General features: G+C 68.0%; 12 protein-coding genes and 1 pseudogene. All 13 read left to right on the forward strand.

The window, feature by feature from the left end; translation table 11 throughout:
- Positions 1–288, forward strand: a pseudogene (locus CCR79_RS12760) (IS1634 family transposase); the annotation flags it as partial.
- 107 nt (positions 289–395) lie between these two features.
- Positions 396–722 carry a hypothetical protein gene (locus CCR79_RS12765; RefSeq protein WP_201173626.1) on the forward strand — a complete coding sequence of 109 codons (327 nt, stop codon included), beginning with the start codon at positions 396–398 and terminating at the stop codon, positions 720–722.
- The gene (locus CCR79_RS12770) at positions 719–1,621 is read left to right on the forward strand and encodes a hypothetical protein (RefSeq protein ID WP_201173628.1); all 903 of its coding nucleotides are present in this window, start codon (positions 719–721) and stop codon (positions 1,619–1,621) included. Before CCR79_RS12765 ends, CCR79_RS12770 begins: the two co-directional genes overlap by 4 nt.
- Complete coding sequence (locus CCR79_RS12775; RefSeq protein ID WP_201173631.1) at positions 1,618–1,911, forward strand: hypothetical protein; 294 nt, start codon at positions 1,618–1,620, stop codon at positions 1,909–1,911. The genes CCR79_RS12770 and CCR79_RS12775 overlap by 4 nt, the downstream gene beginning before the upstream one ends.
- A complete protein-coding gene (locus tag CCR79_RS12780; RefSeq protein ID WP_345941503.1) occupies positions 1,893–2,903 on the forward strand; it encodes a TIGR03749 family integrating conjugative element protein in 1,011 nt (336 codons plus the stop codon). Before CCR79_RS12775 ends, CCR79_RS12780 begins: the two co-directional genes overlap by 19 nt.
- On the forward strand, positions 2,903–4,441 hold the full coding sequence (locus CCR79_RS12785) for a TIGR03752 family integrating conjugative element protein (RefSeq protein WP_242510934.1): 1,539 nt from the start codon (positions 2,903–2,905) through the stop codon (positions 4,439–4,441). The genes CCR79_RS12780 and CCR79_RS12785 overlap by 1 nt, the downstream gene beginning before the upstream one ends.
- The gene (locus CCR79_RS12790; RefSeq protein ID WP_238641789.1) at positions 4,401–4,928 is read left to right on the forward strand and encodes a TIGR03751 family conjugal transfer lipoprotein; all 528 of its coding nucleotides are present in this window, start codon (positions 4,401–4,403) and stop codon (positions 4,926–4,928) included. Before CCR79_RS12785 ends, CCR79_RS12790 begins: the two co-directional genes overlap by 41 nt.
- Before the next feature lie 5 nt (positions 4,929–4,933).
- Complete coding sequence (locus tag CCR79_RS12795; protein WP_201173668.1) at positions 4,934–7,729, forward strand: conjugative transfer ATPase; 2,796 nt, start codon at positions 4,934–4,936, stop codon at positions 7,727–7,729.
- Positions 7,726–8,532, forward strand: a complete 807-nt coding sequence (locus CCR79_RS12800; RefSeq protein WP_201173634.1) for a TIGR03759 family integrating conjugative element protein — start codon at positions 7,726–7,728, stop codon at positions 8,530–8,532. The genes CCR79_RS12795 and CCR79_RS12800 overlap by 4 nt, the downstream gene beginning before the upstream one ends.
- Before the next feature lie 640 nt (positions 8,533–9,172).
- Entirely contained in the window at positions 9,173–9,673 is a 501-nt protein-coding gene (locus CCR79_RS12810) for a transglycosylase SLT domain-containing protein (RefSeq protein ID WP_201173645.1), read from the forward strand.
- 97 nt (positions 9,674–9,770) lie between these two features.
- Positions 9,771–10,349, forward strand: a complete 579-nt coding sequence (locus CCR79_RS12815; RefSeq protein WP_201173649.1) for a PFL_4695 family integrating conjugative element protein — start codon at positions 9,771–9,773, stop codon at positions 10,347–10,349.
- On the forward strand, positions 10,346–12,415 hold the full coding sequence (gene traD / locus CCR79_RS12820; protein WP_201173652.1) for a type IV conjugative transfer system coupling protein TraD: 2,070 nt from the start codon (positions 10,346–10,348) through the stop codon (positions 12,413–12,415). The genes CCR79_RS12815 and traD overlap by 4 nt, the downstream gene beginning before the upstream one ends.
- A complete protein-coding gene (locus CCR79_RS12825; RefSeq protein ID WP_201173655.1) occupies positions 12,415–13,149 on the forward strand; it encodes a TIGR03747 family integrating conjugative element membrane protein in 735 nt (244 codons plus the stop codon). The genes traD and CCR79_RS12825 overlap by 1 nt, the downstream gene beginning before the upstream one ends.
- The last annotated feature ends 67 nt before the right edge of the window (positions 13,150–13,216 follow it).

A 13,216-nucleotide genomic window follows, 5' to 3' on the forward strand; every position in this document is an offset into this window, starting at 1 on the left:
AAAAGCGATATCGAGATCGCACCGGTCTATCACCGGCTCCCGGAACGCATCAGGGCTCACGCGCTGATCTGCTTTCTCGCGCTGGTCCTCCACCGGATGCTGCGCCAGCGGCTCAAGGCCGCCGGCAGCACACTCTCCCCGGAGCGCGCCCTGCGTACGCTGCGTCAGATCCAGCGCCACACCGTGCGCATCGGTGGCCGCGACTTCGAGGGCGTGACCAAGCCATCACCGGAGCAACTGGAGCTGTTCAAAGACGTCGGCATCGAGGTCCCGAAACGGCCCGCCTGAAGGCCTGTTGTGGCATTTTTCGCTTACGAGGTGTAAGCAAAACGGGAAGTTACGCGATTAGCTGACGAACTTCGGGGCGACTGCTTATCGACCCGGTCGCGCGCGCGGTGACCTATGAGCCGAAGCCGCCGTACCGGGAGGGGGCGGAGGCCAATGCGGAGCGGCTCACGACCGAACGGGACGACCCGGAGGAACCGCGGACCCTTGGGCCAATCGCCCGCGGCGCCAGCCTCTACCAGATCGCAGCGCATGTCGCGCCAAGACATCCGAAGGTCGCGAGCCGGGCCCTCTACGAGGCCAACCCCCAGGCCTTCATCGGCGGCGACCCGAATCTGCTGATGGCCGGCGCCATGCTGGAGATCCCCGACACCGAGGAGATCGAGGCCGGCGATCCGGATAAGGCTGAGTCGTGGTTTGACGAGGTGACCCAATGAGCCGGCGAAAGCATACCCAGCGGCAACACTCCGATGCTTCCGAAGGCGAGCGCCAGACCGACGCGCAGGCGGGCGAGCCGCACGAGGCATCCGCTGGCCCCAGGAGCGTCGAGACCCCGGATCCTGGTTCGGCCGATGAAGCCGACCACGGAGCGGACCTCGAGGCGTCCATCTTCGGTGATGGCGCAAGCGAGGAAGGCCAGGAACACCAGGCAGCCGTAACCGGCACCGGCGCTCGCCTCAAACGCTTCGCCCTCCCTGGCGCAGGTGTTCTCGTCGTGCTCGTCGTCCTTGGAGCCGTGCTCGGCGCCGGTGGGGACGACGAGGAGGGCGCCGAGCCGGCCCCGGAGCTAGCCCAGGTTGCGCAGCGTGTCCAGACCCTGGAGCAGGAGCTCGAGAATCAGCTGCAGGAGGTGGCGGCGGACCAGGAACAGGCAATCGATGCCCTGGAGCAGGCTCAGGAGTCCGGGCTGCAGGAAATCGAGCAGGCCCTGTCTGCGCATGAGGAGGCACTGACAGGGCTGCCGTCGGCCGATCGAGTCGCTCAACTGGAGCAGCAAACCGGGGACCTGGCCGCAGAGCTCGAGGCCCTGGAGCAGCAGATCCCCGGGGTCAGCGAGGACCGGCTCGACGCGCTGGATGAGCGGCTCACCACCCTGGAGGAGGCACCGGAGAACCCGAGGCTCGAGGATGCCCGTCTACTCGGCTTCGAGCATTGGGCCGGGTCCGCACTGGTCATCCTGGCCCATGACGGAGAGACCGGGCGCTATCGCTCCGGCGAGGCCGTGGGCGAGACGAGTTGGCGGGTGAGCTCGGTCGATCCAGAGGCCGAGGTCGCGGTCCTGCGCCACCAGGACGGCACCCTGCATGCGCTGCAAGTCGAGGAGGCTGGCCCATGAGGTGGTTCTATCCGACAGGGGTCCTGCTGGCAGGCCTGATCGTGATGGCGGGCTGTTCCAGCACGCCGTCTTCGCCCGAACAGGCGTCCGACAAGCCGAAGGTCGAGGAGGCGGAAGCGAGCGAGTCGGCTGACGAGCAGCGCGGCGAGGCGGATGAAGCAAAGGCATCCCCGGAGCCTTCCTGCGAGGAGGCCCTTGAGGGGCGCCGCCAGGTTTGGGCGGATCTCTCGCGCGCTCCCGAGCAGATCATCTACTACATCGGAGGTGAACGGTGCGAGCCCGAACGCTAGCCAGCGCCCTCATTCTCGCTATGGCGCCGGCCTATGCGGTGGCCGGGGATGGCGGGTTCTCGCTGCCTCTGCCTGAGTTCACGACCGACTCCGAGACTGAGCAACGGCCGGACGGCGCTTCCGAAGATGACTCCGGTGCCGGCGAAGCCGCTCAGCAGCAGGACGGTGAGGCCGTTGAGGCGCCTTACGTAGACGGTCCGGAGCCGGGCGGCGATGCCGCCGGAACGGTTGCGACCCCGGAAACGCGAGCCACTCAGGACGGTGCTGCGCCGGAGCGTGTGGTCTGGGATGGCACCCCGATCCGGGTCATCCTCCCGGTCGATGGGGAACGGATCGTGCGCTTGCCGGCCGATCAGGCCCGGGTCGGCGTGCCGCCGGCTCTCGAGGATCGTCTGCGAGTCCTCTCCCGCGAAGGCGTGCTCTATCTACAGCCGACCGAAGCCTTCGAGGCGACACGGGTGCTGGTCGAGGAGCCGCACACCGGACGGTCCTTCATGCTCGATCTGGAGGCGCGTGAGGAGGGGCCGCGCCGTGAGCTGATCGTCCATGGCGAGGAGCGTGAGGCGGCGGCTGCCCCCGAGGAGTCTTCCGAGGCGGAGTCCGCCGGTGCGCAGGCGCCGGTCCTGGACTACGTCACGCTCACACGCTACGCCGCACAGAACCTCTACGCCCCTGATCGACTTAGGCCCGGGCATCCCGGGATCCGCTCGGTGGGCGTTGAGGATGAGACTGTCGCCCTGGTCCGCGGTGCCCACGTCGAAGCCGAACCGATCGCCGCCTGGCGTGGGGGTGGGTACCACGTCACGGCGGTCCGGCTGACCAACCAGACCCGTGAGCCGGTCCTGCTCGACCCCCGGGCCCTGCGCGGGGACTGGCTCGCGGCGACCTTCCAACACGCCCGGCTGCACGGTGCCGGCCATGAGGCCGACACCACGGCGGTCTACCTGATCTCCGATCGCCCGTTCGAGGAGAGCTTCTGGGGGAGCCGGTAATGGCGAGCACGATCCGCAGCAACCGTCTACTCCCGATTCTCGGTGGCCTCGTCGCCGTCCTGCTGATCGTCGTCATCCTGGTCGGCGGCGGGGAGGATGCGCCGGAATCGGCCACTGTCGCCCATCCCGACGAGCTCGGTCCCGGCGATGAGATTGATCCGGCCGATGTCGATACGCAGGCGGATACGATCCGCATGCTCACCGCGCAGAATCAGCGCCTGGAGCAGCAGGTTGAAGCCATGGAGCAGGCGCTCGATGAGGTTGAGGAAGAAGCGGAGCGTCCCGATGAGCATGCCGAGGAGCGCCACGAGGCGCTCATGCAGCGCATCGAGCAGCTGACCGCGCGCGTGGAGGAGGACGAGGAGGAGGAGGACGAGGCCGACGACACGGATCTTCCAGTCGGGCTCGGCCTCTCCCCGGACGAGCAGCCGGTCGGCCTGTTGGGGGGCGCCACCGATGACGAGGAGCCCGCGATCGAGGACGGGTTACGGCCATCGGATCTGACCCGAGACCCCGAGGCGGAGCGCGGGGCACCGTCCACGACTGCTGAGCAGCTGACCTGGATCGACCCGCTCGATGCCCCGCATCCCGCCGCGGCGGACGGTGCGGGGCCGCAGGCACGGGAGTGGACCGGCCCTGAGGCAGATGAGGCCAGCGATGAAGACGCGCAGACGGACGATGGGGGCAAGGAGGACCTCGCTGTCTACACCGTCCCGCGGAACAGCATGCTCATGGGCTCAAGCACGCTGACCGCCCTGATTGGCCGCATCCCACGCGAGGGTACGGTTGAGGACGCAGCGCCGTTCAAGGTGGTCGTCGGTAGCGAGAACCTGGCCGCGCATGACATGGAGATCCCAGGCCTCGAGGGGATGATCCTCAGCGGCACTGCCTTCGGTGACTGGACCCTGTCCTGTGTGCGCGGCGAGCTCCACAGCGCCACGTTCATCTTCGAGGACGGCACCACGCGCACCTTCCCGGACCCGGGCGACGCCTCGATGCGCACCGATGACGCGGATGACGGGACGGAGAAGGCCTCCGGGGAGCGGATGGGCGCCGGCGATCCGGCCGAGCCGCCGATCGGGCACATCACCGACCCGCAGGGTGTGCCGTGTATCGCCGGTGATCGGGTCAGCAACGCGCCGGCGTTCCTGGCCCAGGCCGGCTTGTTGGCAGCGGGGCAGGCGGCGTCGGAGGCGCTGGCCCAGGCCGAGACCCAGACGATTGTCGGCCAGCAGGGCTTTACCCAGACGATCATCGACGGCGACACGGGCCGGTTCGTCGGTGGCCGGGCCGCTTCGGGCGCCGCCGAGGAGGTCCTCGAGTGGCTGCGTCGGCGCCAGGAAAACCACTTCGACGCCATCTTCACGCCGGCCGGCCAGGAGGTGACGGTCCACATCGACCGTGAGCTTCGCATCGACTACGAGACCGACGGCAGGAGGGTATCCCATGATCAGCGCCCGGACTTCCAGCGTGGCCTCTCGAATCAGCCGTTTGAGCGTGGCGAGCGCGATGCTGCTCGCCCTGATCGGCTCGACTAGCGCACTGACCGGCTGCGCCCGCAGTGGTGCCACACAAGAGGGCACGCCGCAGGTCTACCCCGAAGGGCCGCGGACCGATGAGGTCTACGAGGCCCACATGAACCGGCACGCCGGTGGCGACATCGACGACGGTCGGCAGCAACTGGCCCCCGGGTCGGCCCGCGGGCCCGGGCAGGGTGAGTCAGCGGATGCCGACGACCAGGAGGCCGAGGCGTCCGATGACGAGCGGAAACGTCGTGTACCCCCGGTCTACAGCACGCCGGCGCAGCGGCTGACCGATGGCACCGCCGCGCTGGCCGGCTACACCCGACAGGCGCACGATGAGCTGGAGCCGCGATTCGGCCGGGTCCCGAATCCCTCCATGGTCATGTACGTCTACCCGCACCTGGCGACCCCGAACGAGGTCCCGGTCCCCGGCTACAGCACCACCTTCCCGATGTTCGAGCGTGATCACTACGCACTGCCCGGCGAACCGGAGGCGCGGTAATGGGGATGCTGCAACAGCTGTTACGGCGTAACCGCTCTGGGCAAGGCGCCCAAGCCGATTCTTCCGAGCAACAGGCGGTCGAGTCCGGATCCACGGCCCGCAGCCCCAAGGAGCGCGAGTACGCGCAGCTCTACGAGCGTCCGGAGTCTTTCACGGACCTGCTGCCATGGACCGACTACGACCCGCAGACACAGATTTTCCTGCTCGAGGACAGCAACAGTGTAGGAGCGCTCCTGGAGCTCGCCCCGGCCTCGAGCGAGGCCCGGACGCAGGCGTACCTGGAGGAGCTCCTGGAGAACCTACAGACGGCCATCGCCGATGCGATCCCCGAGGTGGAGCACTCGCCCTGGGTGCTGCAGCTGTTTGTCCAGGATGAGCCGAATCTGACGGACATCCCGGACCGGATTCGGGAATACGCCGGGCAGCGCGGCGGTGAGCACGAGTTCATGGCGACTTACTGTGAGCACCTGGACGGCCATCTGCGGCGTATCTCGCGCGAGGGCGGGCTGTTTACGGATCAGCTGGTCACCGGCGGGAGCTGGCGCGGCCAGCGCCGGCGGACCCGGCTTTGCCTGTACCGGCGCAACGCCGGCGGCGATCTCACGCCTGACGAGGAACTCGACCAGGTGCTCGGCCAGCTGCGCGTATCCCTGGAGTCCGCCGGTGTCCAGGTACGCCGGTGCGGCGCCAAGGACCTCTACGAGTGGCTGGTCCCCTGGTTCAACCCGCGCCCGGAGATCACCGACGGTGACCCGCGGGATCTGCTGCGCATCGCCCCCTATCCGGGCGACGCGGCATTGCCGACAGCACGCGACTTCGCCGGGCTGTTCAACTTCTCCCAGCCCGAATCGGACCATGAGGCGGGCGTGTGGCGTTTCGATGGGCTGCCGCATACTGTTGTCTACGCCCAAGGGCTCCGTCAGCCGCCGCGGATTGGGCACTTCACCGGCGAGCGGCGCAGCGGGGAGAGCATCTACGCGCTGTTCGACAAGTGCCCGGAAGGCTCGGTCCTGGCGCTGACCGTGACCATCGCGCCGCAGGATGAGGTCGGCAACCGGATCGCCCAGGTCCGGGCCGCATCCGGTGGCAAGAACATCGAGAGCCAGCTCGCGCTCGAGGAGGCCACGGCCGCTCAGGAGCAGATGGCCCGGGGCAACAAGCTCTTCCCCACCCAGATCGCGCTCTATCTGCGCGCCGAGACGGATCGGCAACTGGTGCGTGATCGCCAGCAACTGGCTTCCCGGCTGGTCAGCAACGGGATCCAGGTCGTCACGCAGGAGGCCGAGCTCCTGCCGCTTCACAACTACATCCGCGGCCTGCCCATGGCCTATGACCCGCGGCTTGAGCGCTACTCGCGTCGGGCGCGCTACGTCTACGCGGACCATGTCACCGCCCTGGCCCCGTTCTATGGCCGCACCCGTGGGACGGGGCATCCGGGGATCCTGTTCTACAACCGCGGTGCCGAGCCGCTGGTGTTCGATCCGCTCAACTCGGCTGATCGCAAGAAGAACGCCCACGCCCTGATCCTCGGGCCGACCGGCGCCGGCAAGAGTGCGCTGCTGACCTACCTGATGATGCAGATGCTCGCGATCTACAAGCCGCGGATCTTCGTCATTGAGGCTGGTGACTCATTCGGGCTGTTGGGCCAGTACGCGGCTGCCAAAGGGCTGAGCGTCAACCAGGTTTCGCTGCAGCCCGGTCGGGACGTCAGCCTGCCGCCGTTTTCTGCAGCCATGAAGCTGCTCGAGCAGATCGATGCCGACGAGCAGCGCGGGGCCGAGGAATATGCGACGGATACCGACTCGGAGGCCGGGGCGGCCGGCGGCGATGAGGGAGGTGATGACGAGGAGGAAGGCGGGTCCCGGGACCTGCTCGGCGAGATGGAGCTCGCCGCGCGCATTATGATCACCGGCGGCGAGGCCAAGGAGGACGAGCGCATGACGCGCACCGACCGGCACACGATCCGCAGCGCGATCATCCGGGCGGCGCGCAACGTGCGCGACAGCGGCACCGGCCGAGACCAGGTGCTGACCGAGGACGTTGCCCAGGCCCTGCGCGAGGAGTCCCGCGCCGAGACGCTGACCGAAGGCCGGGGGCAGCGGATCCGGGACATGGCCGACGCCATGGAGCTGTTCTGCTCCGGCTTCGCCGGCCAGGTCTTCAACCGGCCTGGTACCGCCTGGCCGGAGGCGGATCTGACCATCGTCGATGTCGGGATCATGGCCCGCGAGGGCTATGAGGATCAGCTGACCGTGACCTACATGGGGCTGATGAACCATATCAACGACCTCGTCGAGCAACATCAGCACGAGGGGCGGCCGACGCTCGTGCTCACCGACGAGGGCCACATCATCACCACCAACCCGCTGCTCGCGCCGTTCGTGGTCAAGATCACGAAGATGTGGCGCAAGCTCGGCGCCTGGTTCTGGATCGCCACCCAGAACCTGGAGGACTTCCCCGACGCCTCGAAGAAGATGCTCAACATGATGGAGTGGTGGCTCTGCCTCGTCATGCCCAAGGAGGAGGTCGATCACATCGCTCGCTTCAAGGACCTCACCGAGGAGCAGAAGGCCCTGTTGCTGTCGGCGCGCAAGGAGCCGGGCAAGTACGTCGAAGGGGTCGTGCTCGCCGATCAGGTCGAGGCGCTGTTCCGCAACGTCCCCCCGCCGATCGCCCTGGCCCTTGCACAGACCGAGAACGAGGAGAAGGCGCAGCGTGCTCAGATCATGCGCGAGCACGACTGCACCGAGGTCGAGGCCGCCGAGATCGTAGCCCAACGGATTGCGGAGGCGCAGACATGAACGCACGAGCCTGGATGATGCGTGCCGCGCTGGGCGCGGGCCTGCTGGGGATGCTGCCCGCTGTCGCGTCGGCGAGCGACAGCGCGCCGAGTCAGGCGCGGGATCACGAGGACCGATCCTCGGCGCCCGGGGAGCACCTCGATCGCAGCCAGTGGAGCGAGCTCGAAGACGAGGAGTGGGAGCGCTACGAGTCGCTGATGAAAGGCCCGCGTGGGCTCTGGAGCCCAGACCTGGACCCGGTCTGGGTGCTGGGCATCCATGCGCGCTCAGGCGAGGAGCGACGCCGGATGGCGGAGATCGCGGTCGAGCGCGAGCGCGAGCGGGTCAGCCAGGAGCTCGCCTTCCAGTACGCCTATGACGACGCCTGGGATCGGCTCTACCCGGATGAGACCCCCTTCGCCAGCGATGAGACCGATGCCGATGAGGCCAGTCGTCAAGATCCGTCGCAACGGGAGGCGAGCGAACGGGAAGCCGCTCAGCAGGAGGCCTCGATCGAAGACGTCGGTCCCGGCGATCGGGTCGCCCTGGTGACCAGAGCGGAGGATTGCTCGACCTGTGAGGAGGTCCTGGAGCGTCTGATTGGCGCCCTCAGTGAGGGGGCGGGCTGGCAGGCCGATGTCTTTGTGCTGGATGCCGAATCGGATCACGAGGTGCGCGAATGGGCGACCGAGCACCAGGTACCGCCGCAGCTGGTCGAAACGCAGCGGCTGACGCTCAACCGGGACGAGGGCGAGCTCGCCGAGCTCGAGGTACCCGCGCTCTATCGCCGGGACGGCGCTCAGTGGGAGCCGCTTGCCTGGTGATGGCCCTCACCGCGCCGACGGCGCCGGCCGGCGAGCCGCCAAGGCTTTACCAGGAGGTGGCCGAGGCCGCCGAGGTGCCAGCGCAGCTGCTCTATGCCTTGGNGCGCTCAGGCGAGGAGCGACGCCGGATGGCGGAGATCGCGGTCGAGCGCGAGCGCGAGCGGGTCAGCCAGGAGCTCGCCTTCCAGTACGCCTATGACGACGCCTGGGATCGGCTCTATCCGGACGAGGCCCCCTTCGCGAGCGAGACCGATGCCGATGAGGCCAGCCCTCAAGATCCGTCGCAACGGGAGGCGAGCGAACGGGAAGCCGCTCAGCAGGAGGCCTCGATCGAAGACGTCGGTCCCGGCGATCGGGTCGCCCTGGTGACCCGAGCGGAGGATTGCTCGACCTGTGAGGAGGTCCTGGAGCGTCTGATCGGCGCCCTCAGTGGGGGGGCGGGCTGGCAGGCCGATGTCTTTGTGCTGGATGCCGAATCGGATCACGAGGTGCGCGAATGGGCGACCGAGCGCCAGGTACCGCCGCAGCTGGTCGAGACGCAGCGGCTGACGCTCAACCGGGACGAGGGCGAGCTCGCCGAGCTCGAGGCACCCGCGCTCTATCGCCGGGACGGCGCTCAGTGGGAGCCGCTTGCCTGGTGATGGCCCTCACCGCGCCGACGGCGCCGGCCGGCGAGCCGCCAAGGCTTTACCAGGAGGTGGCCGAGGCCGCCGAGGTGCCAGCGGAGCTGCTCTATGCCTTGGCTGCCGCGGAATCCGGCGCGGCGCTGAGCTCGGGGCGCTACGAGCCGTGGCCGTGGACGCTCAACGTCGGCGGCGAGCCGGAGCGCTACCCCAGCCGGGAGGCCGCGCAGGCGGCGCTGCGACAGCACCGGGCCGATGGCCGGAGCAACATCGATGTGGGACTGATGCAGGTCAACTGGCACTGGCATGGCGAGCGCTTCGCATCGCTGAGCCAGGCACTCGAGCCGCAGGCGAATCTGCAGGTGGGCGCGGCGATTCTGCGGGGGCGCTACGAGGAGCGTGGTGATTGGCTCGAGGCGGCCGGTGCTTACCACGCGCCGTCGGACCCGCAGGCTGCCGCGGCGCATCGCGAGGCGGTCGCCGAGCACCTGCCACCCCCCGTTAAAGCAGGGGAATAGGCGAGGGAGGTTCGCCATGGGTGTTTCCCACAGAAGCTGTGGAAAAGTCTGTGGAGGCGATCGCGCGCATCGCGGTCGTGCCGGGATTCATCTTGGGGTGAGCAAAGATTATCCAGCTTGGCGCCGGTGGGCGGGGGGCTGGTTGCTGGTGCTCACCCTGGGCCTCGCTTGTGCCGGCTCAGCGGCGGCCTTTGAGCTTGAAGTGGACGCCGGCGGCGGTAAGTCGATTGATCCCTACATCGAGCGCTTCGAGGACTCGTTCGAGGCGCTGCGCTGCGAGCCGGAGCCCCGGTCCATGCCGGATCCTCCCGAGCCGGAGGTGACCGAAGCGGCGCAGAGCCTGTTGCCTGTCGAGACCGAGGGCATGGAGTTTGGGCGCCTAAAGGAGGGGGTCGAGCGCAAGCATCGCGAGCGCATGGCCGAGCTCCCGCGCCCCTTGTGCCTGATCGGTCGCGGTGAGGGCTCATTGAGGTGGCTGGCGCAGCATCGCGAGGATCTGCGGGCTGCGGGCGCGGTTTGCGTTCTGGTCGAGGCCAAGGACCGGGCAGACCTGGAGCATGTTCGCGACCTCGCCGACGGCATCTGGGTCCAGGTCGGCCCCGGTGACGGCTTCGCCGAGCACTTCGGTGTGGATCGTTACCCCGTGATCCTGACCCCGGAGGGGCCGAAGCAATGAGCGGGCAGCATCCGGTTGAGGCGCTCCTGCGTCCCCCGGTGGAACTCTACTCGGCGGCTACCGCCGGCATGGCGGCGGCGATCGCTGCCTATGCGCCGTGGGCACTGATGATGAATCGGGAGCTGGCCTGGGGGACGGCTGTGGTGTTTGGTGCCGTCGCGATCGCGCGGGGGTATCAGGGGTGGTGGATCCTGCGCTACCAGCGCAATCTCCGGACCCTGCCGGAGTTCCGCATGACATCCCGGCAGATCCCGGTCGCGTGCCACTGGCTCTACCTGGGCCGGGGCTTTCGCTGGACGCAGAAGCATACGCAGCGGCTCTGGGACACGATCAAGCCCGAGGCGCAGCGCTACATCGAGCCCGGCCCGGTGTACGAGTGGGCTCGTCGCATCGAGGCTGAGTGGGAGAACAAACCCGTCCTCCAGGCCGTAGCGAAGCTGCTGAGCCGGCGCGCCTGGTGGAACCCGCTCGCTCCGCTGCCGCCGGTCGGCGGCCGGCCGGCGCTGCACGGCGTGGAGCCGAATGAGCGCGACGTCTATCAGGACCTGGGCGAGCGGGTCGGGCACACGCTCGTGCTCGGCACAACACGGGTCGGTAAGACCCGCCTCGAGGAGCTGCTCGTCGCCCAGGACATTCGACGCCAGGAGACCGTCGTCGTCTTCGATCCCAAGGGCGATGCCGAGCTCCTCAAGCGGGTCTACGCGGAGGCCTGCCGGGCCGGGCGGGAGGATCAGTTTTTCATGTTCCACCTCGGCTACCCGGAGCACTCGGCGCGCTACAACGCCGTGGGCTCGTTCGGGCGGATCACGGAGGTGGCGACCCGGACCACCCGGCCGCTGCCGAGCGAGGGCAACTCGGCGGCGTTCCGGGAGTTCGCCTGGCGTTTTGTCAACGTCGTCGCCCAGGCGCGGGTGGCGCTGGGCACGCGCCCCGACTACCGACAGATCCTGCGCGACGTCTCGCAGATCGAGCCGCTGCTCATCGAGTATTACGAGCACTGGCTCAGCCAGGTCGGCCCGGAGGGGTGGCGCGAGGCGGTGCGCCAACAGGAGGAAGACGGCAAGGTCCCGCGGCACATGCAGGGCCGTGACCCGCGGGCCGTCGCCTTGGTGCTCTACGCCAAGGATCGCAGTCTGAGCGACCCGGTCGCCGACGGGCTGCGCTCGGCCTTCGAGTACGACAAGACCTACTTCGACAAGATTGTGGCCTCCCTGCTGCCGCTGCTCGAGAAGCTGACCACCGGCAAGAGCGCTGAGCTCATCGCCCCGGACTACAGCGACACGAGCGACCCGCGACCGATCCTGGACTGGCGTGAGGTCATCCGCACCGGCGGGGTGGTCTACGTCGGGCTGGACGCCCTCGCGGATACCGAGGTGGCCGCGGCGGTTGGCAATGCCATGTTCGCCGACCTGTGTTCGGTTGCCGGGCAAATCTACAAGCACGGCCAGGACGTCGGCATGCCGGATCGGCGAAGCGGGATGCCGGTCGTCAACATCCACGCCGACGAGTTCAACGAGCTCATCGGCGACGAGTTCGTGCCGATGCTCAACAAGGCCGGCGGCAGCGGCTTCCAGGTCACGGCGTACACCCAGACCTGGAGCGACGTTGAGGCCCGCTTGGGCTCGAAGCCCAAGTCCGGGCAGGTCGCCGGTAACTTCAATACGCTGATCATGCTCCGGGTGAAGGAGTACGCCACCGCCGAAATGCTCACCGCGCAGCTGCCCGAGGTGCGCATCAACACGCTCATGGAGGTCAGTGGTGTCAACGACTCGGCCGACACTGAGGCGAGCGAGCAGTTCACCTCCCGGAATGAGGACCGTCTAAGCGTCGAGAAGACGCCGATGCTTACCCCGGCCGATGTCCTCGCCCTGCCCAAGGGCCAGGCCTTCGCGCTACTCAACGGCGGCCAGCTCTACAAGATCCGGATGCCTTTACCTCAGCCGGGCAATGACCCTGCCATGCCAGAGCATATCGCCGAGATCGCCGAGTGCATGGACGAGTCCTACAACACCGGCGAGGACCTGATGCGTCCGGAGCCGATCCCCTTGGTACAGGAGGGGCAGTGATGGTCGCCACGAGGACCCAAAGCACGCCGCAGAAATCGAAATCGGGATGGTTCGGAGCGCTGTTTGGTGGGGTCGGTTCGTTCGCCCTGTGGCTCCTCGTGGCGCTCGGCTTCTCGATTCTCGCCGAGTGGGTCGGGCAGACGTGGGTCTGGCAGGAGGCCGGCGTTCAGCATAGCCGGAATATGCTCGCTGCCGAGATCGAGCACCTGGATAGCGACTACGGGCGCGCGCTGCTGACCGATGATCCGGCCGGCTATGCGCAGGGCTTTGCGGAGACCACCTACCACGGCCTGGTCGAGCTCACTGGGCTCCAGCACGTCCTGGCTTGGCTCGCCGAGCCGCCGGATCCACAGGGCGGGCGTGTCCAGGCCGCTTTGCGCAGCGGCTACGATGTGGTGGAGCCTTACGTCCTCTCGGCACTGACCATCACCCAGGTCTTCGCGGTGCGCTTGGCCGTGCTGACTCTCGCCATGCCGGTGTTCTTTCTGTTCGCTCTCGTCGCCCTGGTCGATGGTCTCGTGCAACGGGATCTGCGCCGCTGGGGGGGTGGCCGCGAGAGCGCCTTCGTCTACCACCACGCCAAGCGGATGCTCGTACCGACCGTGATCCTGGCGTGGGTGATCTACCTCGCCATGCCGGTTGCGGTGCATCCGGCATGGATCATCTTCCCATTTGCTGCCCTCAATGCGTTGGCCGTCATGGTGGCCGCAAGCACCTTCAAGAAGTACCTCTAGTCAGAGGAGTGGGCCCAGTTCGAGGCGGGTCCATTGACATCGCTTGTGTCTAAGCCGCGGATGCAGG

The sequence above is a fragment of the Halorhodospira halophila genome (assembly GCF_016653405.1).
GTDB classification, from domain to species: Bacteria; Pseudomonadota; Gammaproteobacteria; order Nitrococcales; family Halorhodospiraceae; genus Halorhodospira; species Halorhodospira halophila_A.